This window comes from Bacillus sp. AK124, from assembly GCF_053903085.1.
Genome location: NZ_CP096378.1, coordinates 3966337 through 3990868, shown reverse-complemented (window position 1 = coordinate 3990868; position 24532 = coordinate 3966337). Strand labels below are relative to the sequence as shown.

General features: G+C 46.3%; 23 protein-coding genes. 16 read left to right on the top strand and 7 right to left on the bottom strand.

Annotated features, from left to right (window positions below; genetic code table 11):
* Positions 1–110 precede the first annotated feature (110 nt).
* Positions 111–1907 (top strand): glycosyl hydrolase family 18 protein, encoded by a 1797-nt coding sequence (locus M1E06_RS19920; RefSeq protein ID WP_048350156.1) that lies wholly within the window; start codon positions 111–113, stop codon positions 1905–1907.
* 90 nt (positions 1908–1997) lie between these two features.
* Positions 1998–4079: a glycosyl hydrolase family 18 protein gene (locus M1E06_RS19915; protein WP_035337317.1), complete on the top strand. Its 2082-nt coding sequence runs from the start codon at positions 1998–2000 to the stop codon at positions 4077–4079.
* A 58-nt stretch (positions 4080–4137) separates the two neighbouring features.
* Here the strand turns inward: M1E06_RS19915 and M1E06_RS19910 are convergent, their stop codons facing one another.
* Entirely contained in the window at positions 4138–5079 is a 942-nt protein-coding gene (locus tag M1E06_RS19910; protein WP_020450051.1) for a trypsin-like serine peptidase, read from the bottom strand.
* 171 nt (positions 5080–5250) lie between these two features.
* Here M1E06_RS19910 and M1E06_RS19905 point away from each other — a divergent pair, with 171 nt between their 5' ends.
* From M1E06_RS19905 to M1E06_RS19895, 3 genes are all read left to right on the top strand, one after another.
* The gene (locus M1E06_RS19905; protein WP_020450052.1) at positions 5251–6024 is read left to right on the top strand and encodes a glucose 1-dehydrogenase; all 774 of its coding nucleotides are present in this window, start codon (positions 5251–5253) and stop codon (positions 6022–6024) included.
* 157 nt (positions 6025–6181) lie between these two features.
* Complete coding sequence (locus M1E06_RS19900; protein ID WP_023857792.1) at positions 6182–7012, top strand: DUF1835 domain-containing protein; 831 nt, start codon at positions 6182–6184, stop codon at positions 7010–7012.
* Positions 7013–7098: 86 nt separating this feature from the next.
* Positions 7099–8496, top strand: a complete 1398-nt coding sequence (locus tag M1E06_RS19895) for a YcdB/YcdC domain-containing protein (protein WP_035337312.1) — start codon at positions 7099–7101, stop codon at positions 8494–8496.
* Between the two features lie 53 nt (positions 8497–8549).
* Here the strand turns inward: M1E06_RS19895 and M1E06_RS19890 are convergent, their stop codons facing one another.
* Complete coding sequence (locus M1E06_RS19890; protein WP_035339249.1) at positions 8550–9401, bottom strand: sulfurtransferase; 852 nt, start codon at positions 9399–9401, stop codon at positions 8550–8552.
* Between the two features lie 154 nt (positions 9402–9555).
* Between M1E06_RS19890 and M1E06_RS19885 the strand changes: the two genes are divergently transcribed.
* Complete coding sequence (locus M1E06_RS19885; RefSeq protein ID WP_023857795.1) at positions 9556–9984, top strand: cell wall hydrolase; 429 nt, start codon at positions 9556–9558, stop codon at positions 9982–9984.
* Positions 9985–10030: 46 nt separating this feature from the next.
* Here the strand turns inward: M1E06_RS19885 and M1E06_RS19880 are convergent, their stop codons facing one another.
* The gene (locus M1E06_RS19880) at positions 10031–11023 is read right to left on the bottom strand and encodes an LLM class flavin-dependent oxidoreductase (protein ID WP_223254832.1); all 993 of its coding nucleotides are present in this window, start codon (positions 11021–11023) and stop codon (positions 10031–10033) included.
* A gap of 297 nt (positions 11024–11320) precedes the next feature.
* Here M1E06_RS19880 and M1E06_RS19875 point away from each other — a divergent pair, with 297 nt between their 5' ends.
* Positions 11321–12667, top strand: a complete 1347-nt coding sequence (locus tag M1E06_RS19875) for a C40 family peptidase (protein ID WP_035337311.1) — start codon at positions 11321–11323, stop codon at positions 12665–12667.
* Between the two features lie 51 nt (positions 12668–12718).
* On the opposite strand, the gene M1E06_RS19870 is transcribed toward M1E06_RS19875, so the two are convergent.
* Together M1E06_RS19870 and M1E06_RS19865 are read right to left on the bottom strand one after the other, a co-directional pair.
* Positions 12719–13531, bottom strand: coding sequence for an ABC transporter permease subunit (locus tag M1E06_RS19870; RefSeq protein WP_023857798.1), 813 nt, complete (start codon positions 13529–13531; stop codon positions 12719–12721).
* Complete coding sequence (locus tag M1E06_RS19865) at positions 13528–14415, bottom strand: ABC transporter ATP-binding protein (RefSeq protein ID WP_035337307.1); 888 nt, start codon at positions 14413–14415, stop codon at positions 13528–13530. The genes M1E06_RS19870 and M1E06_RS19865 overlap by 4 nt, the downstream gene beginning before the upstream one ends.
* 148 nt (positions 14416–14563) lie before the next feature.
* On the opposite strand from M1E06_RS19865, the gene M1E06_RS19860 reads away from it, so the two are divergent.
* Together M1E06_RS19860 and M1E06_RS19855 are read left to right on the top strand one after the other, a co-directional pair.
* The gene (locus M1E06_RS19860) at positions 14564–15151 is read left to right on the top strand and encodes a TetR/AcrR family transcriptional regulator (protein ID WP_023857800.1); all 588 of its coding nucleotides are present in this window, start codon (positions 14564–14566) and stop codon (positions 15149–15151) included.
* A 113-nt stretch (positions 15152–15264) separates the two neighbouring features.
* Positions 15265–17160 carry a DUF2207 domain-containing protein gene (locus M1E06_RS19855; RefSeq protein WP_035337304.1) on the top strand — a complete coding sequence of 632 codons (1896 nt, stop codon included), beginning with the start codon at positions 15265–15267 and terminating at the stop codon, positions 17158–17160.
* 44 nt (positions 17161–17204) lie between these two features.
* Here M1E06_RS19855 and M1E06_RS19850 read toward each other — a convergent pair whose 3' ends face one another.
* Positions 17205–17693, bottom strand: a complete 489-nt coding sequence (locus M1E06_RS19850; RefSeq protein WP_035337301.1) for a DUF4188 domain-containing protein — start codon at positions 17691–17693, stop codon at positions 17205–17207.
* The gene (locus tag M1E06_RS19845; protein WP_035337296.1) at positions 17686–18249 is read right to left on the bottom strand and encodes a PadR family transcriptional regulator; all 564 of its coding nucleotides are present in this window, start codon (positions 18247–18249) and stop codon (positions 17686–17688) included. Before M1E06_RS19845 ends, M1E06_RS19850 begins: the two co-directional genes overlap by 8 nt.
* A gap of 315 nt (positions 18250–18564) precedes the next feature.
* On the opposite strand from M1E06_RS19845, the gene M1E06_RS19840 reads away from it, so the two are divergent.
* The 7 genes from M1E06_RS19840 to M1E06_RS19810 all read left to right on the top strand — a co-directional run bounded on the left by M1E06_RS19840 (position 18565) and on the right by M1E06_RS19810 (position 24528).
* A complete protein-coding gene (locus M1E06_RS19840) occupies positions 18565–19167 on the top strand; it encodes a TerD family protein (protein WP_020450063.1) in 603 nt (200 codons plus the stop codon).
* A 27-nt stretch (positions 19168–19194) separates the two neighbouring features.
* Positions 19195–19776: a TerD family protein gene (locus tag M1E06_RS19835; protein WP_020450064.1), complete on the top strand. Its 582-nt coding sequence runs from the start codon at positions 19195–19197 to the stop codon at positions 19774–19776.
* 79 nt (positions 19777–19855) lie between these two features.
* Positions 19856–20434, top strand: a complete 579-nt coding sequence (locus M1E06_RS19830; protein ID WP_020450065.1) for a TerD family protein — start codon at positions 19856–19858, stop codon at positions 20432–20434.
* 65 nt (positions 20435–20499) lie between these two features.
* Positions 20500–21273: a TerC family protein gene (locus tag M1E06_RS19825; RefSeq protein ID WP_020450066.1), complete on the top strand. Its 774-nt coding sequence runs from the start codon at positions 20500–20502 to the stop codon at positions 21271–21273.
* 92 nt (positions 21274–21365) lie between these two features.
* Positions 21366–22547 carry an HpcH/HpaI aldolase/citrate lyase family protein gene (locus M1E06_RS19820; RefSeq protein WP_020450067.1) on the top strand — a complete coding sequence of 394 codons (1182 nt, stop codon included), beginning with the start codon at positions 21366–21368 and terminating at the stop codon, positions 22545–22547.
* Positions 22548–22696: 149 nt separating this feature from the next.
* Positions 22697–22918 carry a helix-turn-helix domain-containing protein gene (locus tag M1E06_RS19815; RefSeq protein ID WP_003178729.1) on the top strand — a complete coding sequence of 74 codons (222 nt, stop codon included), beginning with the start codon at positions 22697–22699 and terminating at the stop codon, positions 22916–22918.
* Positions 22919–22923: 5 nt separating this feature from the next.
* Positions 22924–24528 carry a YceG family protein gene (locus tag M1E06_RS19810; protein WP_035337292.1) on the top strand — a complete coding sequence of 535 codons (1605 nt, stop codon included), beginning with the start codon at positions 22924–22926 and terminating at the stop codon, positions 24526–24528.
* Positions 24529–24532: the final 4 nt, after the last annotated feature.

Here is a 24532-nt window from a genome sequence, read left to right as displayed (position 1 = left end):
GCAGCTGCAGCTATTAGATGACAAGGAAAATATAAAACAAACAAAAAAGGCGGTGAGGAATAGGAGATTTCTAGTTTCATAGTTTGTCAAAAAAATTGGATGAAAAGGAGATGAACATCGTGTTGGTCAACAAAAGCAAAAAGTTTTTCGTTTTTTCTTTCATTTTTGTCATGTTGCTGAGCTTGTCATTTGTAAATGGGGAAGTTGCAAAGGCCGATTCCGGAAAAAACTATAAAATCATCGGCTACTATCCATCATGGGGTGCTTACGGAAGGAATTTTCAAGTTTGGGATATGGACGTTTCAAAAGTCAGCCACATTAATTATGCTTTTGCTGATATTTGCTGGGAAGGAAGGCACGGGAACCCCGATCCTACAGGCCCCAATCCCCAAACATGGTCATGTCAGGATGAAAACGGAGTGATCGACGCGCCAAATGGAACAATCGTAATGGGCGATCCCTGGATTGACGCACAAAAGTCAAATCCCGGGGATGTCTGGGATGAACCGATCCGCGGCAACTTTAAACAATTGCTGAAGCTGAAAAAGAGCCACCCTCATTTGAAAACGTTCATATCGGTCGGCGGATGGACTTGGTCTAACCGCTTTTCAGATGTCGCGGCAGATCCTGGGGCAAGGGGGAATTTCGCCGCTTCGGCCGTTGAATTTTTAAGGAAATACGGGTTTGACGGGGTCGATCTTGACTGGGAATACCCGGTCAGCGGAGGATTGCCGGGGAATAGCACACGGCCGGAAGATAAAAGAAATTACACGCTGCTCCTGCAAGAGGTGCGTAAAAAACTTGATGCTGCAGAAGCAAAGGACGGCAAGGAATACTTGCTGACGATCGCATCCGGCGCAAGTCCGGAGTATGTGAGCAACACTGAGCTTGATAAAATTGCTCAAACCGTGGATTGGATTAACATCATGACCTATGACTTTAATGGCGGATGGCAAAGCATAAGCGCCCATAATGCGCCGCTGTTCTATGATCCAAAAGCAAAAGAAGCAGGCGTTCCAAATGCTGAGACCTACAACATTGAAAACACTGTGAAACGCTATAAGGAAGCCGGTGTTAAGGGGGACAAATTAGTGCTTGGAACACCGTTCTACGGAAGGGGCTGGAGCGGTTGTGAATCCGGCGGCCACGGAGAATATCAGAAGTGCGGACCGGCGAAAGAAGGGACGTGGGAAAATGGAGTATTCGACTTTTCAGATCTTGAAAAGAACTATGTAAATCAAAACGGCTATAAAAGGTATTGGAACGATCAAGCGAAAGTGCCGTTTTTGTATAACGCGGAAAATGGCAATTTCATCACTTATGATGATGAACAATCATTCGGCCACAAAACGGATTTTATTAAAGCAAACGGATTAAGCGGAGCGATGTTCTGGGATTTCAGCGGCGATTCCAATCGGACGCTTCTCAATAAATTGGCAGCCGATTTAGATTTTGCACCGGACGGAGGCAATCCGGAGCCGCCTTCATCGGCACCTGTGAATGTGCGTGTAACCGGAAAAACTGCTACAAGTGTCAGCCTGGCGTGGGATGCGCCGAGCAGCGGAACAAACATTACGGAATATGTCGTGTCATTTGAAAGCCGGTCGATATCTGTAAAAGAAACATCAGCGGAAATCGGCAACTTGAAGCCGGGTACGGCCTACTCATTTACAGTTTCAGCAAAGGATGCCGATGGAGAGCTCCATACCGGACCAACAGTAAAGGTCACGACGAATTCTGACCAGGCATGTTCATATGACGAATGGAAAGAGACGAACGCATACACGGGCGGAGAGCGGGTTGCATTTAACGGAAAAGTGTATGAAGCGAAATGGTGGACGAAAGGCGACCGGCCGGATCAATCCGGTGAATGGGGCGTATGGCGGCTGGTCGGAGGCTGCGAATAACAGAAAGTCAAATGGATAGAAAACGATAAAGAGAGATTTGGGAAAAAGCTTCTCACGTCTCTCTTTATGGACAAAGGAGTCTGAATAAACATGAAGATAGCCGCTTCATCTATTTTATCCTGTGTGCTGCTCCTTGCGCTTTTTATCCCGAACCGGCACATTTCTGCAGAGACTTCAAATGAACAACCGGACTGCCGTCCGGAAGGGCTTTGGGACTCAGGCGTTGAACATGTGCCGTACTGCGATGTATACGACCGGGACGGCCGTGAAAAGCTTGCCAATCAGTTAGACCGGAGAATCATCGGGTACTTTACAAGCTGGCGTACTGGAAAAGGCAATCAAGATCGTTATTTAGTAAATGATATCCCCTGGAAGTACTTGAGCCACATTAATTATGCGTTTGCCCACATCGGGGAAGATCATCGGATTTCAGTCGGAGATGAGACAGATGAGAACAACCCGTCCATCGGGATGACCTGGCCGGAGCATTCCGATGTAAAAATGGATCAAACCTTGCCGTATAAGGGGCATTTTAACCTTATCCATCAATATAAAGAGAAATACCCGAATGTAAAAGTTTTGGCGGCTGTCGGCGGTTGGGCCGAAACCGGCGGTTATGTTGACAGGGACGGGAAGCGGATTCCAAGCGGCGGCTTTTATTCGATGACAACGAATGGAGACGGATCTGTAAACCACAAGGGTATTCACACCTTTGCGGAGTCGGTCGTTGCGTTTCTCAGAAAATACGAGATCGATGGAATCGATATTGACTATGAGTACCCTACATCAATGCAGGATGCAGGGAATCCTGCAGATTGGAACATCGCCAATCCGCGGCGCAACGGGTTAAATAAAAGCTTTGAGGCATTGATGAAAATATTAAGAGAAAAGCTTGATCAAGCGTCCGCTGAAGATGGAAAGTACTACATGCTGACCATTGCAGCGCCATCATCGGCATATTTACTGAGAGGGATGGAAACGTTTAAGCCGCTTCGATATGTCGATTATGTCAATATCATGTCCTATGATCTTCATGGAGCCTGGAATGAGTTTGTCGGACCGAACGCTTCTTTATTCGATAACGGCGAAGATGCCGAACTCAAGCATTCCAACATATATACTACGCCGGAATACGAAGGGATCGGATATTTAAATACGGACTGGGCTTACCATTATTTTAGAGGAGCTATGGAATCGGGGCGAATCAATATCGGTGTTCCTTATTATACGAGAGGCTGGAAGAATGTGAACGGCGGAGTAAACGGGCTGTGGGGAACATCCAAAAGCGCAGATTGTCCTCAGGGACTCAGGCAATGCGGTGACGGAGCAACCGGAATCGATAATATTTGGCACGATAAAGATGAGCAGGGGAATGAAATTGGAGCAGGGGCAAACCCGATGTGGCACGCCAAAAACCTTGAAAAGGGCATTGCCGGTTCTTATCTGGAAAGGTATGGATTGAGCAAGGCTGATTTGACAGGCGCTTATCAAAGGCATTATGACGCGGGGCTGGCAGCGCCTTGGCTTTGGAATCCAGAAAAGAAAGTGTTTCTATCGACAGAGGATGAGGAATCGATCAAAACGAAGGCGGATTATGTCGTTGATAAAGGAATCGGGGGTGTCATGTTTTGGGATTTGAGCGGTGATTATGACTGGTATCCCGAACGAAACGGCAATAAAGGAGAATACGATATTGGCAATACTTTAACGAGCACGCTGTATCACAAATTCTCGGATACAACACCATACGATAACCGGCTCAGCACATCGCCTTTTCCTGATGAATCATTGGATGTAGACATAGAGCTGACGAACTTTCCATTAGGAGATCAAAATTACCCGATCCACCCGGTAATGAAGCTGATCAATAACAGCGATGTCACGATTACGGGAGGTTCTGTTATCGAATTTGATGTGCCGACATCCACTTCCCCTCGGTTTGGAAGCTGGAGCGGCGATCAAGTTGAAGTGATTGCTAAAGGGCATACGGGACCGAACATTGGCGGACTGACGGGAGATTTCCACCGCATCGGAGTGACTCTATCTAGCTGGAAAACGATTAAACCTGGTGAGGCGGCGGAGTTTCAGCTTGTTTATTATTTGCCGATCAGCGGCCCTTCAAATTTCACGATATCAATAGATGGAAAAAAGTACAGGCTTAATGTGAAGTAAGTGTGCAGCCGTTAGATATAACAGCCCGTTCCAAAAGGAAGCGGGCTGTCTTCGTGTGTTATTGGGCGCTGTTTTTCCAGTTGCTCAAATTGTCAAACACTTCTTTTGTAATCCGGGTGCCTCTGTTGTACGAAGAGCCGCCGTATACTCCATTTGTGTGGACGGCAAGCGAGCATGGACCGCTGCAGTTCGTTCTTGAACTGCTTTGTTCGAATACCGGTGAACCGCTCTGGCCTCCGTACGTGTCCATTGCATACTGCAATTTATACGTTTCGGAGATGGCAATCGGTCCTGAATGCTGCCATTGTGTGCCTGTTGTTTTATCGCCTGGATAACCGCTGATAGTAACAGTTGTCCCGACAAGTGATGAAGTGGTGTACGAGTATCCGAAGTATCCGACAGTATTGCCGATTGGTTCGCTTAGTTCGATTGCACCGTAATCGTAATTGGTGTTACCGCTTCTCCATCCTGACGGAATAAAGTAGCGCGTCGATTTAACAGAGCCGTAAGGGTAGCTTGTCCCGTTCCGTCCCGGCGAAACAGTAGCTGTCCCGGCAAATGAACCGCTTGATGTGTCATAGATGCAATGTCCGGCTGTTGCGACGGTTTTCGGACCGATCATCCATCCGGTGCACGAACCGATGCTGCTTGAAATATGAACGATCGCTCTGTACGGATATGCGCTTGTGTTGGTCACCCTTGTCCGATCATCAGAACCAATCACCGATTTAATGCTGTAAGGAGCTTTGGCGGAGGACTCTTTTGCCGTTTTTTCCTTTGTTTCATTCACTTTGCCGGTGCCTGTAAATGCCTTTGAATACGAGCCGTATTGATCGTTTTTCATGTTTGGATCATAGGTAACCGATGTTTCCGCTTTGTATGAAGGATCGCTTGAAACAGGAGAATGAGGCGATGGTGCGGCTTGGGCCGGGTGGATACCTAAAGAATAAATAGAAATACCAATGAGACCTGTGATCAAACCTCGTTTAACACTAACCAAATCGTATCACTTCCTTATTTTGTTGTAAGTTCAAGTTAGATATTAACAAAATAATTCTGAATTTTCCATATGTTTAAAAAAGATCATACTAGAGGCATGTATTCACACTTTGTTTGATCATATTGATACCGGGTAATGTACATGAAGAAAAGAAATTGAGGGGGGTTTAAGTTGTACAGTGATTTAAAAGGAAAAACAGCAATTGTGACCGGTTCTTCAAAAGGTATAGGCAAGGCGGTTGCAGAACGGTTTGGAAAAGAAAAGATGAATGTGGTTGTCAATTATCACAGCGATCCCGGAGGCGCACGGGAAGCCGTCGACAATATTCAAGCAGCGGGCGGAAACGCCCTTGCGGTAGAAGCTGACGTGTCTTCTGAAGAGGATATAAAAAAGCTGATTAAATCAGCAGTTGAACATTTCGGCTCACTTGATGTCATGGTCAATAATTCAGGATTTAACGGCGCAGAAGCCCTCCCGCACGAACTTGAACTTGGTGAATGGCAGAAAGTGATCGACGTTAATTTAACCGGTACGTTTCTCGGCGCACGGGAAGCCTTAAGATATATGGCGGACCGCCACATGAAAGGGAGCATACTCAATATATCAAGCGTTCATCAGCAAATTCCGAGGCCGAAAAATGTTCATTACTCCGCTTCAAAAGGCGGAATGAAGCTTTTGACAGAAACGCTTGCCCTTGATTATGCGGACAAAGGAATCCGCGTCAATTCGATCGCGCCGGGAACGATCGCAACCGAAAGCAATGAAGACTTGGAGGGAAGCCACAAGTCGGCACAGCTGAAAAAGATACCGATGAACGAATTTGGCGAGCCTGAACAAGTGGCTTCCGCAGCGGCATGGCTTGTGTCGAAAGAAGCCGCCTATGTAACGGGCGCGACTTTGTTCGTTGACGGCGGTATGACGCTTTACCCGTCACAGCTGGAATAGCAAGTGCATTTTTCAGCTCCCGTTCTGCCTTTTTCGAATGGCGGAATGGGGGTTTTTTATTGCGTCACCTTTTATATCCTGTTTTTGTATATAATAGTTAAAAAGATGAGTTTAATAGCTTTAATGCTATTACAACTTAACTAACAAGGAGATTATAATGCAAAACAATGTCGTTCACATTGCCTTCGGCGAATCTGCCGGCGGCAGTATTAACATGATGCTCAAACAGTCGGGAGGAACCCAGGAAAAGAGTCTGATCGTCCTTCCTGAATTATTTTCCATCGGGCCGCTTCAAAACCTGGAAATTAAAGAAGGCAGGGTCAATCGTTATGAATGGTTGAAAACATATCTCAATGACCGATTTCACGAGCTTGGAGAGATATACAGCCGTTTTGAAGATGCGGTTTCTGCATTAAGCCGTATTCAGGAGCAAGCCTCCGTCTTTATGTGGACGGGCGATCATGCACACGAACAAACGGGCCTGAGATTTGTACATCATATCCTTCGGCAAATGAACCTGGCTGTTTTCCATCTGAATACGTCGAAGTACTTTCCCTATACCCGAAGTTCTGGTGAATTGAATGATGAAAAACTGAGATTCATTTATGAACAAGGGGATCAGTCGGCTTTGACAGCCGCTGAAAGACGGGGCCTTGCGGAGGAATGGACAGCGCTGTCTCAGCAGACAAGCGTGTTGCGAGTATGGGAAGACGGCAGAATTAAAAGCGTGAAAGAAGACTTTTATGATTCGTTCATCATCGGCAAGCTCGCACAGCTTCAAAAAAACCGTTCAACCAATACCTTTATCAACTGTCCCCGCCTGATCGGCGAAGTCATTGGCCATCTGAAGGAGAACATCGGAGATGAATTCATCGAGTACCGCATTTTAGAGCTGATCCGCAAAGGCATTTTTGAGATGGAAGGCGTACCAAAAGGAATGAGATATTTTAGCATAAGGTTAAAATCGCCATTTAAGTTCACCATTTAAATCCAATTATCTTAATTTTCATGAAACGATTAATGGTATATTTCGTATACATAAGGAGACGAAAATGAAAGAGAGGTAGACAGGATTTGGTTCGTGAACAGTTAAAACAAAAAGCGCAGTCCATCAGTAAGGTTCCCTCACATTATCAGCTCATGATCGAAGATTACGGAGAAAAGGACGAAAAAGAGAGGCCGGTTTTTTTCGTCTGGCAGGATATTGAAGAGCCGGATCAGGACATATCGGTAGAGTTAGATCATCACGGCCGCTTAATCAGTTTGACAAAAGAGTATGAACCGGCGGTCGAGGAATCTCTTCCAGAGGAAAGGCTGCTGAAAATCGCCCTTCAGTTTACAGAACAGCATTACCCGAGTGCGTCTCATGAATTTGTTTACCATGAAAAGAAGGAAACAGAACAATTCGTCCGTTTTACGTATGTTCAGACTGTCCTTGATCTTCCGCTGCCGCAAACAGGCTTTTACGTCAAGGTCGCCAAGAACGGAGAGGTGATGGAGTTTCGCTATAACGGTGGAACAAGCTCTTTCTCCATTCCAAAGCAGATCGCTGATAAGGAATCGGTGACAGCCGATTATCTTAAACATATTCAATTCGAATTGGCGGTCGAAAAAGTCCGCAGTGAGCTTTATGAAGGGGGAGATGATCGCCCGCATCTCATTTACGAAGCAGACTTGCCGTTTTTCAGCTATCCTGCCGATATCACGGGAAAATGCCATATGAAGCCTGCGGCGGATGAAGAGGAAGAGGAGGAAACATTGCCGCTCCCTTTGCTGCCTGAGGCTGACCGTCATGCTGATATCGATGACATGATCGGCTATACTCCTTCGATGCGGAAAATCCGTGAAACCGATATGGGAGAGTCAATTGGAACGGTATGGCGCCTGGGAAACGAACCTGAGCCGAGAGACCGGAGTATAGCCGGCTATTTCGAAACATGGAACAAAAATACGTTGAAAATCATGAAAGATAAAAAGTCAGGGAAGCTCAAAGGGGTAGCTTCTTTCATCAAATCAGAAGGACACCTTTCCTTGAGCGTGGAAGACTGCTTGAAACGGGCGCTGCAATTTTTGTACAAGCTTTATCCCGGCGCAGATCAGCTTTTTCGAATGCATCCGGCGGAAAATGACGGGGACAGGCAAAACGCTTTTTTTCAATTTGATCTTCAATACAAAGAGGTGCCGTTAAGGCTTGGCTCTGCCAATATCAGTATCAGTCGGACAACCGGCAGGGTCGTCGGTTATAACGGTCCGGAAATCGAGCCGGAAGCGCTGGCCGATCTGAGTCCTTCGCCATCTATTTCAGAGGAAGAAGCGAAAGCGGTTTTTGCAGCGGCATTTGATGTGAAGCTGCAATGGGAAAGGGATTACAGTCGGGAAAAGGATGACTTCTACAGGCTTATTTACCGGCCGGTCTACCCGTACTTTATCGATGCCCATGACGGAAAGGCGTTTATGAGCAAAAACATGTAATAAACGGCGGCTGGCTAAGGCACAAAGGCCCCCGGCCGCCGTCTCTTGTAAGATCAGGTGTCGTCCTCTGTCCCAGTGGAGATCGGATGGTCGGGGTAGCTGATCCAATCGCTCCAGCTGCCGGCATACAGCTTCACATTTTCAAATCCGGCTTCTTTCAGGCCGAGCACATTTGGGCAGGCTGATACGCCCGATCCGCAATAGACGACAATTTCACTGTCCGGGTCTAAAACAGCATAGTGCTGTCTGAGTTGTTCTTTGCTTTTCCATAATCCGCTTTCGGTCAGATTGCCTTTCCAAAAAAAGTTTTTGGCTCCGGGAATATGGCCGGCCCGGTGATCGAGTGGCTCGTTTTCCCCTGTGTATCGGGAAGGATCACGCGCATCAATCAGGATGGAGCCTTTTCTGCCGATTCGCTTCAGCACGTCTCCGGCATCAAGGAGTTCGTTTTCTCTGAGCGCCGGCTTAAACTCGCGCTGGATAGGACGGGGAACCTCGGCGGTCATCGCATAGCCCGATTTGATCCAGTTGGACAGCCCCCCATCCATAATATAGACGCTGTCATGCCCGAGGTAGTGAAGCTGCCACCAAAAGCGCGCTGCAAACATGCCGCCGCTGTCATCATAAACAATGACATCTGTTTCCCGGTCAATGCCGATTTTCCCAAGCTTTGCGGCCAGACGGTCAGGGTCTTGAAGCGGATGTCTGCCGCCGTGCACTTCCGCATTACGCGACAGATCCTCTTTTAAATCAATGTAAACGGCTCTCGGCACATGGCTTTTCGTATACGTTTTCCGGCCTTCGTCCGGTTTTGTCAAATGAAACCTCACATCGACAATAACCGTTTGGTCCGGATTTTCCCTTAATCGTTTGTATACCCATTCAGGGCTTTTCAATACTGACAATCCGATCCCTCCGCTCCCCTTTGTTTTTTCTCGGGTTCTGATAATAGAAGAATAGCTTTCTTTCATGGGGAATGTCAAAGATAAATCCCGAAATCGTCATCACCTAAATGAAACAGAATATGATAAAGGTGACGACATCATGGGGGTGACTAAAATGGCAGTAGTTAAGGCTTCTTCTAAAGATATCAATCTTTTGGCCAGACTTTTGAGAGCGGAGGCTGAAGGTGAAGGTGTGCAAGGAATGCTGATGGTCGGAAATGTCGGAATCAACCGCATCAGGGCAAACTGTTCCGACTTTGTGGGACTTCGCACCATTCCGCAGATGATCCATCAGCCGCATGCGTTTGAAGCCGTGACGCACGGTTATTTCTATCAAAGGGCACGGGAAAGCGAAAGGCGCTTGGCGCGCAGGGCGATCAACGGAGAGCGGCTCTGGCCGGCAAAGTTCAGTTTGTGGTATTTCAGACCGGCAGGGGCGTGTCCCGCACAGTGGTATAATCAGCCGCATGTCGGCCGCTTTAAAGCGCATTGTTTTTATGAGCCGACAGCGGAAGAGTGTGAGAATGTCTATAATACGTTTTAATAAAAACATCCCTTTTCAACGGATTTTGAAAAGGGATGTTTTTTGATCAAAATAACTCTGCAAGTCTTTCGTAAGACTGCTTCTTATCTTCAAACCGGTAAACGTTCGTCAAAACCATAAACTCATCTGTTTGATATCGGTCAGAGAGCTCGAGCAGTTTTCTTTTGACCGTTCGAGGAGACCCGATCACCATACGGCTGCGGTTGTGGGCAAGCTTTTTTTTATCGGCAGCGGTGTAAGCGGCAGATCTTGCCTCCTCAATGCTTGGGACAAGACTGTCCAATCCTTTTTCAACTCTTAGAAGCCATAAATCCTGGCTCAAGCAAAGCTCTTCAGCTTTTTCATCGGATTCCGCACAAACGACGAAAACGGCGGCCAAAGATTGGGGGCGCTTAAAGAAAGGAGAAGGCCGAAAGCTTTCCCGATATAATTGAAAGGCGTTCCTCCCTCTTGCGGAATTGATGAAATGTCCGAATACGTATCCCGCTCCCATGTCACCGGCCAATTTCGCGCTGTTTTCTCCAAGCCCTAAAAGCCACACCTCCGGCGGCGAATCCGTCAAAGGGGCCGCTTTGATTCCGAAATAATCGTGTCCGGAAGGGACGGAATCAGTCAAAAAGCCCAACAAGTCTTGAAGCTGTCTCGGGAATTCGTCCAGGCTTTTATGAACCCCGTCTGTCAGCGCCAGCCTCGTTTTGGCTGTGCCTCCCGGAGAGCGGCCGATCCCCAGGTCAATCCTCCCGGGATAAAGGGCTTCAAGCTGCCGAAAGCTTTCAGCCACTTTAAAGGGACTGTATTGAGGAAGCAGAACACCGCCCGAACCGACGCGAATATTTGCAGTTTTTGCCGCAATGTGTGCGATCATGATTTCGGGAGCGGTACTGGCAAGTCCGCGTGTGCTGTGATGCTCGGCAAACCAATACCTTTTGTACCCCCATTGATCCGCGAGCTCTGCCAGCTCTGCAGAATGCTTCAAGGCTGAATACGCATCTGAGCCTTTTGATATTGGAACCTGGTCAAGAACACTGAGCTGCATCATTTGTCACCGGCCTTCCTTTTCAGTAAGACAAGCATATGAAAAACAGCAGGAAGGGTCAAATCGAAGAGAATACGAGAGTTAAAACAAGATGAGTCAAAACATGACACTGCTGAAACAAAAACGAAATATAAATGTAATATAAATTGACGCCTATTGTCGAAAATAGATGGTATAATAACGTCTGTACATCGGTAACGGATATATTAATCATAGGTCATAAGATTCATTTTTTAATAATGTTCAAGCGAATTTACATAATGAAAAAACAAGAATACATAAAGGAAAGAGGAGTAGAAAGTGAAAAAAAAGGTTTATACTTTTGGTTTAGCGTCGATTCTCGGAACAGCTAGTCTATTTACCCCCTTTATGAACAACACGGCATCGGCAGAAACCTCTCAGCAAAAACAAGAAATTCAGCAAAAGCGTTCTGAAGTGAATTCAGGCATCGAGGGCAAGCGGAAAGAAATCGCCAAGCTGCAAGACGAGCAGAAAAAGCTTGAAGCCAAAATCCAAGAGCTTGATAAAAAAGCACTTGAAACAAGCAACAAAATCGAAGACAAAGAAAAAGAAAACAAAAAAACGAAAAAAGAAGTGGAAGCTCTGAAAAAAGAAATCAAAGAAACTGAAAAGCGGATTGAAGAGCGTTCAAAAGTGATTAAAAATCGCGTGCGCAGCCTGCAGGAAAACGGCGGATCCCAAAACTATCTGAATGTCCTTCTGGGCGCACAAAGCTTCGGAGATTTTATCACTCGTGCAACGGCTGTTTCAACAATTGTTGACGCGGATAAAGACCTGCTTGACGAGCAGGAAAAAGATAAAAACAAGCTTGAAAAAGCAATGTCTGACTTAAATACAAAACTGGATGAAATCCAAAAAACTTTAGCCGATTTAAAAACGCTTAAATCGGATCTTGATAAACAGCTGAAAGAACAGGCGAACCTTTCTAAGCAGCTGCAAACGAAACAGGCGGCAGCAGAATCAGAGCTGAGCGATCTGAAAAAAGAAGCGGGCTCACTGACAAAAGAAGAAGCCGCTCTTGAACAAAAACTTAAAGAAGAAAGAGCTGCAGTGGCTGCAGCAGCAAAAGCGAAAGAAGAATCTGCTACGGCTGAAAAGTCAGACTCAGGATCAAACTCAGGTTCAGTCAGCAAATCCAACGGATCGTCCAACAGCGGTTCTTCAAGCAGCAAGAAAAGCAGCAGCCCGTCAAGAAACTACTCTTCCGGTTCTGTTGTCAGCAGCAATGGAAACGCAATTGAAGCTGCCATCAGCACAGGTTCAAGCATCGTCGGCAGATCTCCGTACGTATGGGGAGGCGGACGTTCTCAAGCTGATATCGACAACCGTCGTTTCGACTGCTCATCATTCGTACGCTGGGCTTATGCATCAGCAGGCGTAGAGCTTGGATTCGGTGCGACAACAAGCACGCTTGTCGGCAAAGGACGAGCTGTGAGCGCGTCTGAAATGAAGCGTGGAGACTTGGTCTTCTTTGACACATACAAAACGAACGGCCACGTGGGTATTTATCTTGGCAATGGCACATTCTTGAACGATAACAGCTCACGCGGGGTATCCGTCGATTCTATGAGCAACCCGTATTGGAAGAAAGCCTTCAGCGGAGTTGTCAGACGGGTCGTTGAATAAAATATCATACAGAAACAAACGCCGTTCCTGATCGGGAGCGGCGTTTTTATATTACAGCGGCAAGTCGCGCTTTTTAAAGATGAGAATGCTGAGTGCGAAGGCGGCAAAACCGACCGCGGCAAGAACAAGAGACACTTGAGCGATATCGGCGCTCCCGTTTACAATATCGCCAGGTCTGAATAAAGAGAAAACCGACAGGCTCCTCATCCATTCCGTCTTTTCGCTTAGTTTGCCGAGCAAGTCGAAGCTGAAGAATAAAAACGTGATGCCTCCGGAAAGTCCGAGGGCTCTTTTTTCGTCATTTGAAATGGCCGAAAAGAGGAACGAGATGCCGCCGACGGCAAAGAAGAGCAGAAAGCCGAGCAAGTTCAGAACGAGAAACCTTGACACATTAAAATCGTAATCACCGCCCAGCATCAAATGGTAGCCAGCCAGCCCGGCCGCTGTCGTCACGGCCATAATGATCAAAAGACCTGTCGTTAAAACGGCTGCTTGGGTGAAAGCCACTTTGCCGCGCGTTGTCGGCGCAGACAGAATATAGGCCATTGACCCTTGATCCACGAGCTTTGCCAAAAGCTTAGTCGACAGCATGACAGAGAAGATCGACAAAATCACGATAAAGATTAAACCGTAATACTCTCCAGACATAAAATCTTCAAGATTCCCCAGTCCGTTTTCAAACCCAAAAGCATTGAGAAAGCCTTCCGGCATTGATTTGATCATTTTCTCAATATCCTCCGCGTTGCCCGCGATGCTTGGATAAATGCCCAGTATCAAAAGAATATAGAAAGCGGAGCCTGCCCCGTAGCTTATGATTCCTTTCATGTTTGTTCTCATCATTTGTTTGTACAGGGAGAAGTTCATTTCACTGTCCCCTTTCTGTCATAGTAGTTCATGAAAATCTCTTCCAGGCTTTGTGAAGAAGAATCAATGTGCCGAATGTGATATTTGGCGGTTTCTTTAATAAATTGATCATGGTTCCCTAAAACGGCCACTTTGACACGATTGTCCGTCCGGGATTCGATTTGCAGACCCGAATTCATGAAGGCGGGAATGTCGCCCTTGTTTTCAAATGTAACTTCGAATACCTTTCGCTGCATCGACTGCAGTTCATGGATATCTTTGACGGCAATGATGATGCCGTCTTTTATAATGGCGGCTCTGTCACAGGTTCGTTCGATTTCAGGAAAGCTGTGGGAAGACATTAAAAACGTCGTTCCTCTCGCTTTTTCTTCGAGCACGATTTCAATAAACACTTTTTGCATCAGCGGATCGAGGCCTGAGGTCGGTTCATCAAGAATGATGACTTCAGGGCTGTGCATAAAGGAAGCGACAATCCCGACTTTTTGCTTCATTCCTTTCGACATTTTTCTGATCGGCGTATGAACATCGAATTGGAGCCGTTCGATGAGTTCATTGCGCTTAGCTGTATCTTTTAAACCATGCATGTTTGCCATGAAATCGAGAAATTGTTTTCCCGTCATTCCTTCGATAAATGCAATCTCTCCGGGAAGATAGCCGATATGCCGCTGAATGTCGCCTTGATGATTCCGGATGTTCATTCCGTTTACTTTGATATCGCCTTGATCAGGCTTCATAAACCCCATGATATGTCGAATGGTTGTTGATTTTCCAGCTCCGTTTGGACCTAAAAATCCAAACACTTCACCTTTTTGAACATGAAATGAAACATCAAATATACCTTTGCCATTGGAAAACTTTTTCGTAAGACGTTCAACTGTCAGCATGTGACACCTCCAAAATGAAAATTATGAAATAATAGTGATTAATAATTACAAAACTAATTTTACGTTCTTATGAACTTTTTTGTCAACGGAATTAGTGAAATATTTTTATGTTATAATTTCATTAAGAAAGATATGTAAGGATGGTTATATGAACGGATTTGAAAAAAGGGCTTTGCTGATTAAAGAGAAAATCAAAAAGACGGCTTTGGATATGCTCAAAACATGGGAGCCAAAGCGCATCCGGATAACCGATATCGCAAAAGCGGCAAATGTTTCGCAGGTGACGATCTATAATTACTTTGGAAGCAAAGAAGCGCTCCTGAAAGAGGTTTTCAAAGACTATATCGATCAGTCCATCAGCGATTTTGAAGAATATATGAACAAAGATATTTCCGTTAAAGAAAAGATCGAATTGATGATTTTGCAGAAAAGGGAAGCCAATAATCAAAAATTTGCTCTAACGGTCGTCAAAGAGGTGATGATCGAAGACAGTGAAATAATGGATTATGTAAAGCGGCAATACGATGAAAAAATCATTCCCCTTATGCTCCAAATGATTGAAAAAGGTCATCGGTCAGGCGAAATCTCTCCCAAGATCACCGCGGAAAGCTTTCTCATCTTTATGAATATGATCATTGAACATTCAAAAACTCTGGGTGAAGCCTTTGAAAAAAACAGACAGTTTACAGAGGAAATGATGCATATTTTCTTTTATGGCTTGTGCGGCAGACCGTAGATGTGCTTTTATAATAAAATTGTCATCTCTGTCATTTCTGTGAACCGCTGAAACAATTTCCTTGCTTTTCCGTATATAAGGCAGATACAAAAAACGAAAGGATTTACTAAACGATGAAGCACTCCTTTTTCTTTTTTATGTTCATTGCCTTTTTTCTCGTCACAGGCTTTTCTGAAGCAGGCAAATCCTTTTCGATCGAGCGGGCTGATATACGCGCGACAGTAAAAGAAAACGGTAATTTAAGCGTAGAGGAAGTTTACACATACGATTTTAAAGGCTCTTTCGAAGGGGCGACAAGATCGTTCAGCGAAGAAACCGCGAGCCGCTTGAAGAATTTTAAAGCCTATCTGCTTCCCAATCATCAAAAAAAAGGCGATCAAGCCATCCCGTTGAAGACAAAGAAAGAAGACGGGACTTATTATGCTTATTCGGCATCAAAGGATGAAACAAAAAAAGTGATGTTTCGCTATGTGATCGAAGATGCCGCCCAAAAGTTTGAAGACACGTCGATTTTGATTCATTCATTTTACCAAAAGGCAAATACGGATTTCGGCCGGGTAAAGATTGAAGTGCATCTGCCTGATTCGGTAAAGGCACGTGATATTCATGCGTTTTTGCGTGAAAAAGGAAACGGAAAGATTACGAAGGTGAACGATTCATCAGTCATCTACGAGACAGGACTCTATCGCGCAGGCACGGGCTCGGAACTGAGGATATATTTTCCGCAGAGCGCCTTGAAAGAGGCGGTCCGGCACCCTTCTTATCAGACAAAGGATGAGCTGCTGAAGGAGGAGAAAGACGAGGCGAAACGCTACGCCGATCGGGATGAACGGATTGCCGGCGCAGACAGGATGATTTGGATATTTTCGGGGATTGTCGGGTTCATGGTCATCATGGCTGTCATGCTTTCGTTTTTGAAGAAGAGACGCCGTGCCATGCTTTCGCTTGCAGAACTCGAGTCCTTAGATCCTGTACTTGTCGCTTTTCTTTACAAAAAAGGCCGTTTCACAGACCGTGATCTCCTGGCCGGCATGCTTTCGCTTTATCAACGGGGATTGGTCACTATGCGGAAGGTACAGGCGGAAGAAAGGTTTCTTAACGATCCTGAGGCGCCTGATGACACATACCAATTCGAATTTTCCGGGAGCAAGGCGGATTTGCCAAAGCCTGATCAGCTCTTAATTGAAAAACTTTTTGAGCAAACGGGCAGCGATACCTATATGTTCAGGCTGGATTCCCTCAGCGGGCCGACTGAGGAAGAATGCAAGCATAAGGAACAGCTGGGCAAATATGAACGAAAGAGGATCATTCTTCAAAACGTGGTTCAAAAATGGACGGAAAGTGTCAGACAAGCGCCTGAATTCAAGGAGCTGTTTCAAGAAAACCGCTGGCTGAGAATGCTGTCGCTTTCACTGCTTTCGGTCCATACCGGACTCCTGCTCTTTATCCTGTATGCAGACGTGGTGCATCAGGCCGGATTCATGGCGGCTTGCGTCATATTTGGCTTTGCACTGTCGGCGGGCATTGTTCTTGCAAAATCAAAGCTGTATACGATTTTGTTTTTGGCCGGCTTGTTTTTAGCATCTGTGTTTATCGACAGCATCCATACCATTTTGTATTACGGCATATGCGTCGGGCTGTCTATCTTATTGATTGCCTTCATTCCGGCCGTAAAAGAGAGCAGGTACGCTTCCATCTGCCGAAGATCGATTCTTTCTTGGAGAAACCATCTGAGAAAAGAAGATTTGTTTTCAGGGAGAAGCCTGTCTCAAAACGAAAAGACGATGATCTATGCAATTGTGCTTGAAGTTGAGGATGAATCTGCAGGATGGTTTAATCAATCAGCAAACAGGCTTGATTACGCTTCCCCTGTCCTGGGTATGGCCGCAGCAGGCTGTTTGCATTATCCGTTTTACAGCTGGCAGCTGCCGTCTTCGCAGGAGCACGCCGGGGCATATGATGCGGGAGGTCCCGGAGCGGGCGGAGGCGACGGGGCAGGAGCTTTTTAAGCAGAAAAGGGGCCTATCGGGTAACCGATAAGGCTCCTTTCTGCTTATTTCCCCGCTATATCTGATCCCCGCATTCGCTGCTCAGCGGTTTTGATTCTGCTGGTGACAGGTTGATGTCCGTACGCTTTTGCCAAGCCGAACAACGGCATGTTATTGTAAAATGCCTCATAGCGCCCTTTTGGAACTGTATACGTTTCATGATAGATGCCGACGGCTCCTGATGCGGCAGTTTTCTGATAAAAACGGCGCCAAGCCGCCATATGTTTATCAGCCTTTGCATATGCTGTCAAATCTTCGAAAGAACGCCAATATTGAATGAGAAAAATCGTCCTGAAATTGATGGATGATTCCGTTGCCAGAAAGCCGAGGTCTTTGTTTTGATGAAGCTCTTTTATCATAGGGGCCATGGCGGTAAAAACCGGCCACCATTTATGAACAGCATGCCACTTGTTTATTCTCATCCCGATCACAAATACAACGACTTCATCTTCAGGGGCGGCAGTAAAAGGCTTGTTGATGATCGTTTTACCCATTGGTCCCTTCCTTTCCATTCAGCCGGTTGATTGTGGCTTCACACCATTCAATTCCGGCCGAGGTGGTGCGTTTTCCATAATCCAAAGTGAAAAGCCAGTACTCTCTGTCCTTTGAATGGGAGCTGCATGAAAGAATTGACTGCTCGATTGCTTGATATGCCTCAAGCCGTTCTTCAAGCTTTCGTTGGTACTCCTTGACTTTCAAAGCGGTTTTCTCCCGCTCTTCTTCCTCGCTGAAAAACAGCTTCAGCAAAAATTCGTTTTTTTCTGAGGCGATGCCATTGATCGGTTCTTCAAGCCAGCTATGCAGCGCTTTTTGACCTTCATCGGTAATCAGGTACTCTTTTCTGTCCGGCTTTTTGTCCGAGAGCGTCGGAGATGCAGCGACCCAGCCTGCTTCTGTTAATTGGCGCAGCGCGGGATAAATTTGGCCGTAGCTGATTTTCCAAAAATGATTCAAACTTTGGTCGATCATTCGTTTCATTTCGTAACCCGTCCGGTAGCCGGCCGTAATCAATCCAAGGAGAGCGTAAGTCGTGTGATTTCTTTTTGTCATACATACCGCCTTCTGTATCTTTTTGATATATATCTTTTAGATATACTATACCAAACACGATGACTTCGTGCAATCGCTACTATTGTCGTCTCTCTTTTGGCCAGGATGAAAAGATGATAAAAAAATATCGAAAAACCGCGAAACTTTCCCCTGAATCTTTCCGTATATATAGTTAAGCAGGTTAAATAAAGATTCATTGGTCTTGTAGTTGTGAAGATATGAATCACGCTGGCGTGATAATTGGATCTATCAAACTCTTATTCTCATCCAGCACTGTGATCTTGAAAGTCATGATTCAACGGAGGAGTGAACAGTTTGGCTATTTCTTTAGAGAAAGGTCAGCGGATTGATTTAACAAAAGGGAAAGCGGGGCTTTCGAAGATTTTGGTCGGTCTCGGCTGGGACCCGGTAGCATCCGGAAGCGGCGGTTTTTTTGGAAAGCTGTTTGGAGGAGGAGCCCCGAATATTGACTGTGACGCATCCGTGCTGATGCTGGAAAACGGAAGAGTCACAGAGAACAAGAACGTCATTTATTTCGGAAACTTGAAGAGCAGATGCGGCAGCATCGAACATACCGGAGATAATCTGACAGGGGAAGGCAGCGGAGATGATGAACAAATCATCGTAGATTTGCAAAAAGTTCCTTCGCATATTCATAAGCTTGTCTTTGTCGTGAATATATACGATTGCGTGAAACGAAGCCAGCATTTCGGAATGATTGAAAATGCCTTCATACGCATCGTCAATATGAACGATCGCGTGGAGATGGTCAAATACAATCTGCGGGACGATTATTCTGGACGGACAAGCCTGATCGCGGGCGAGATTTACCGTGACGGCGCCGAGTGGAAATTCACCGCTGTCGGAGAAGGCACAAACGATACGAGCATTACGGAAATCGTCAAACGCTACGCCTGACATTCATAAAAGAAATGGGGAGATAACATGGCAATTTCATTAGCGAAAGGACAAAAGATCGATTTAACAAAAACAAATCCCGGATTGTCGAAAGTCGTCGTGGGCCTTGGCTGGGACGTCAATCAATATGACGGCGGCGCTGATTTTGACCTGGATGCGAGCGTGTTTCTGCTCAATGCAGAAGGCAAATGCGCTTCTGAAAAGGACTTTATTTTCTATAATCAGACCGAAGGCGCAGGCGGAGCTGTCATACATACAGGCGATAATCGAACAGGTGAAGGCGAAGGAGACGATGAGCAGGTAAAAATCAATTTGAATGCAGTGCCTGCCGACATTCAAAAGATTTCTTTTGTGATTACGATTCATGAAGCGGAAGCGCGCCGCCAAAACTTTGGACAGGTGTCAAATGCTTATGTTCGCGTGATCAATGAAGACTCGAATGAAGAGTTAATCCGCTATGATCTGGGTGAAGATTTCTCGATTGAAACAGCGCTGATCACGGGAGAGCTGTACCGTCACGGAGAAGAATGGAAATTCTCAGCGATCGGCTCAGGCTATCAAGGCGGACTGGCGAGGATCGCCACCGATTTCGGCCTGCAGGTCGGCTGATTTTGACGATCCGGACAGCAGTCGCCGCCCTGGCGTCCGTTTGTCCGGTCCCTGACATTTCTTAAAGGAGGTCCTATCGATGGCGATTCAATTATCTAAAGGGCAAAGGATCGATTTAACGAAAACGAACCCCGGTTTGACGAAAGCGCTGATCGGTTTAGGCTGGGATACAAACAAATATACTGGCGGCGCCGATTTTGATTTGGATGCGTCGGCTTTTCTTGTCGATCAGAACGATCGTTGCATCAATGAACGCGACTTCGTCTTTTACAACAACCTCGAGCATCCGAGCGGCGCCGTGATTCATACGGGTGACAACCGGACAGGAGAAGGTGAAGGCGATGACGAGCAAATCATCGTCGATTTCTCAAAAATACCCGACCATGTTGAAAAGATCGGCATCACGGTGACGATTCACGAGGCGGAAAGCCGCAGCCAAAACTTTGGACAAGTCTCAAATGCGTTTGTCCGGCTCGTTGATGAATCAACAAATGAGGAGCTGCTTCGCTTTGACTTGGGAGAGGATTTTTCGATTGAGACAGCGGTGGTTGTTTGCGAATTGTACCGTCATGGAGCCGATTGGAAATTCAATGCGATCGGCAGCGGATTTTCCGGCGGATTGGCATCGCTTTGCCGCAACTACGGCCTGCAAGTCTAGTTTTGCCGGCTGAATCACGTTTGCGTGGTTCAGTCTTGCTTTTTCATCATTAGGAGGTAACCAAAGTGGATTTATTTCATCATATTATGTCAGTTTACGCCTCATTTTTCGATTGGGAAATGTGGGTGGAAGTATTAACGGACCCCGTTTCCTGGGGGCTGATCGGCTCGCTGGTCGTGCTGGAAGGGCTTTTATCGGCGGATAACGCTCTCGTTCTCGCCGTCATGGTAAAGCACCTACCGGAAAAACAGCGCAAAAAAGCGTTGACGTACGGTTTAATCGGAGCCTACTTCTTTAGGTTTCTATTCATTGGACTTGGTATGATCCTGATTAAATTCTGGTGGATCAAACTGCTCGGAGCCGCATATCTGGCATGGCTCGTCATCAAGCACTTCTTCATCGGTGAGGGCGATGATGAATCAAACGCCATCAAAAAAGACAGCTGGATGGTACGCGTTTTCGGGGTCTTCTGGGCGACTGTCATTTCGGTAGAACTCATGGATCTCGCATTTTCGGTGGACAGCATCCTGGCGGCATTTGCCGTATCTGAAAAGGTATGGGTGCTTCTGATCGGCGGCATGCTCGGCATCTTAATGATGAGAACCGTTGCGAAATTCTTCCTGACGCTGATTGACAAAGTGCCTGAACTTGAAGCAACGGCCTTTGTTTTAATCGGGATCATCGCACTGAAAATGGCTGCGAGTGTATGGCATATTGAAATGCCGCACAGCGTCTTCTTTATCATTCTGATTATCGCTTTTGCCGTGACATTCATCATTCACTATATGAACAAGCAAAAAGCTGTGAAAGAGCAAACGGCGGCGTCAAAGGAAGAATAACAAACTGCAAAACATAAAGGGGGGAGTATATCTGCTCCGCCCTTTTTTACATCAAAGGGGTGTATGATTCTTATTCAAAGAAGGTGACCCATATGCAATACTTTGATTTTTTATCCGCCTCTCAAAAAGAAGATGTCTTTTTCAAACTGCCGGGTTCGGTTACTAAAGACTCTCCGAAGCACATTCTGGAGCATGCGCTTGGAGCTGCGCTTTATGTTCCGGGGAACCGAAAAGATATAGCAGATGTCATGATCAATAACAAGTATCCTGAGCTGTGCTCGGTCGTTTTTTGCCTTGAAGATTCGATCGGCGATTGTGAGGTTCTCCAGGCTGAAAACAATCTTGTCAGTCAGGCCGACATGATTTACCAGGCGCAAAAACTGCAGAACATCAGCGGCGATGTGCTGCCGCTGATGTTTATCCGGGTGCGGGAACCTGAGCAAATGCTCGAATTGGGCAACAAGCTCGGCCGCGCGCTTCACTTGTTTACCGGATTCGTATTTCCGAAGTTTTCGATGCTGAATGCGGAGCACTATCTTGATACTTTAACGAAATTGTCGCAAGAATCCGGCATTGTGCTGTACGGAATGCCGATCTTTGAGACACCCGACCTGCTGGCAATGGAAACGAGGGCAAAGGCGTTACAGGAATTAAAATCAACGCTGGGCTTTTATCAAGATATCGTTCTGAATATTAGGATCGGCGCGACTGATTTGTGCGGTCTGTATGGGATAAGAAGAAAACCGGAAACGCCGATTTATGACGTTTTGGTCATCTCTGATTTCATCAAAGATATCGTCAATTATTTCGGCTTGCAATTTGTGATTTCGGGGCCTGTCTGGGAGTACTTTGAAGATGCTTCGCGAACAGTTCAGACTTTTGGGCCGAATTGGGCTGATGCGGGGGAATCTTCGCTTGTGATCAATCGGTATATAGACGGATTGATCAATGAAACGCTTCTTGATCTGGCCAACGGCATTCACGGCAAGAGCGTGATTCATCCGTCACAAATAAAAGCGGTCCAAAGCCTGCACGTTATCTCAATGGAAGATTATCTGGATGCCCTGAGCATCGTCGAAAGTGCCGACGGCACCCGAGGCGTTGTGAAAAGCTCTTTTTCAAATAAAATGATCGAAATCAAGCCGTACCTCAGCTGGGCCAAAAAAATATTATTAAAGGCTGAAATCTACGGTGTATATCATGAAAACCGCAGCTATACAGACATACTTAGAGCGTCCAAACCGCTTTCAAATCTTGGATCGTTCGGAAGTTAGGCCGGGCCGGGTGTTGAGAAATGGGCAAAGCGCCTTTGCTGTATAAATGCCGCACCATCACTCCGGTCTCAAAAATAAGAGCCGCAGACGGCATCATATATTGTGAATATTCTCAGGAGAAAACAAATGAATGTTTAGGATGAACAGCCATGATGAAAATAGTCGATCTCACGAGCAGCGAGATTCTCAGTTCCCAGCAGGCTTGTGAAGAGTGGGGGATTGATTCGTCTACGCTCCGAAAGAGAGCGCATGATTTTCCTGCAGGAACAATCCGAAAGTTCGGGACAACCTATGCCGTAACAAGAGCGGGCATGTGTGCCGTATTTGGACGGAAAAGTGACACTGACTCAGAAGAAAGGGGAGACGGCTGAGCGCTATGAATCAAGAGATTAATATTCAAAACGCCCTGGTCAATGATGATGAATGGAAGCAGATCATCAAGAAGCCGCTGCCGGAGAGAACCCCGTATGAAAAAAACGGACATCTGATGATAAGCCGTCTGGCGGGACGGATTCTCGGAACGCCGCACGATGAAACGGATTACTACATATATCTCCATGAGCTGTATGAGTCCGGTGATGTGCATGTGTTAAGCGAGACGCTTGATAAGACCATTTCTCCGGAAAGGTTTCAGGCCATACAGCGCATCCATATGGTCAATCAGAAAGAAAAAGGGCTTTCCGTCAATCGGTTTGCCGCTTTTCTCGACGGGGAGCAGCTCATTCCTAAGCACCCTGACGCCGCGATGCACCGCCATTTAAGGAAGGCGCTTATCGAAGTGCTGCAGATGTTTCAGTCCTTTCATGAAAAAGGATTGAACGATCCGGAGTTTCGCCGGGTCCTCCTCGACCTTGTCAAATGGATGGGCAATCATTTGGAGAAGTGGCTGAAAGAAGCCGACTGCGAAAATGCGATGCCGAAAGTGGTTTGGTATGGGGACACCACAAAGAGCCAACGGTATTTTTTATACTATTTGATGCTTGTCGGATGTGATGTGCTGCTGTTTCATCCGGAGGGAAAAGACGAATTTCGCCAGCTTGATCCTGAGCAAAAGCTTTCTTTTGTTTTCACATACCCGGGCACGTCTGCATTAGAGCCGTTCCCGACTGAAAAGCCTCAGCGAAAATCAACGGTGGCGTACCGTTCCGCGAAGGAGCTGGATACTGTTCTGCACAATGAGGATTCGCTCATGTACAAACCTTGGCAGTTCAGGGAGCATACCCCGGTCTCCGTGACTTTGAAGACCACGTATGATGAACTGTTTTTAATTGCGAAGGAACGCGCCTTTATCAGACCCGATTTTCAAGCGTCTCAATCAACGGTCAACATTCCGAACTTATTCGCGATGGTCATGGGCGTCTCCGGCAATGAAAAAGAATACTGGGACCGTCTGCAGACGCTGACGGAGTATAAGGAGTCGCATACGATCCGACGCTTCCCGTTTACAAAGGAAGAGACGTCCAATTATCAATTCCATTACAGCCATGCGCTTGATCAAACGGGGACGATCGATCCGGGCCGATTAATGGAGAGCAATATATGGCGCTACAAGCATTTGCCTGAGGGAGTGCAGCGCGGCATTGCCCAAGCGGTTTCCAGGCTGTGCAAAAGCCCGAAGATGCTGGCCTTGAACAATGAAAAATCAGCCGATGTGCAGCTGTATTTGTTCACCCAGGCGGTACAGCTTCCGGCAGCGCTTTTGAATATGATTCAGACATTTGACTATTCACAGACAGTGCCGAAGCTGATCTTGTACCACACTGAACAGACGGGAACACTCACCCGTTCAGACGCGGCCGCCTTGCTTTTGTTAAATGAAATCGGCATCGATATCATCATCTATAATCCGCCGGGCTATAAGTGTATTGACCGCTATATCGATGGACAGCATTTCGATATCCATTGGCTTGATGACATGTCCTTCAACCAGGAGTTTAAAGAGCCGTCAATCGTCCGGAAGTTCATCAATAAAATCTTTTAAGGAG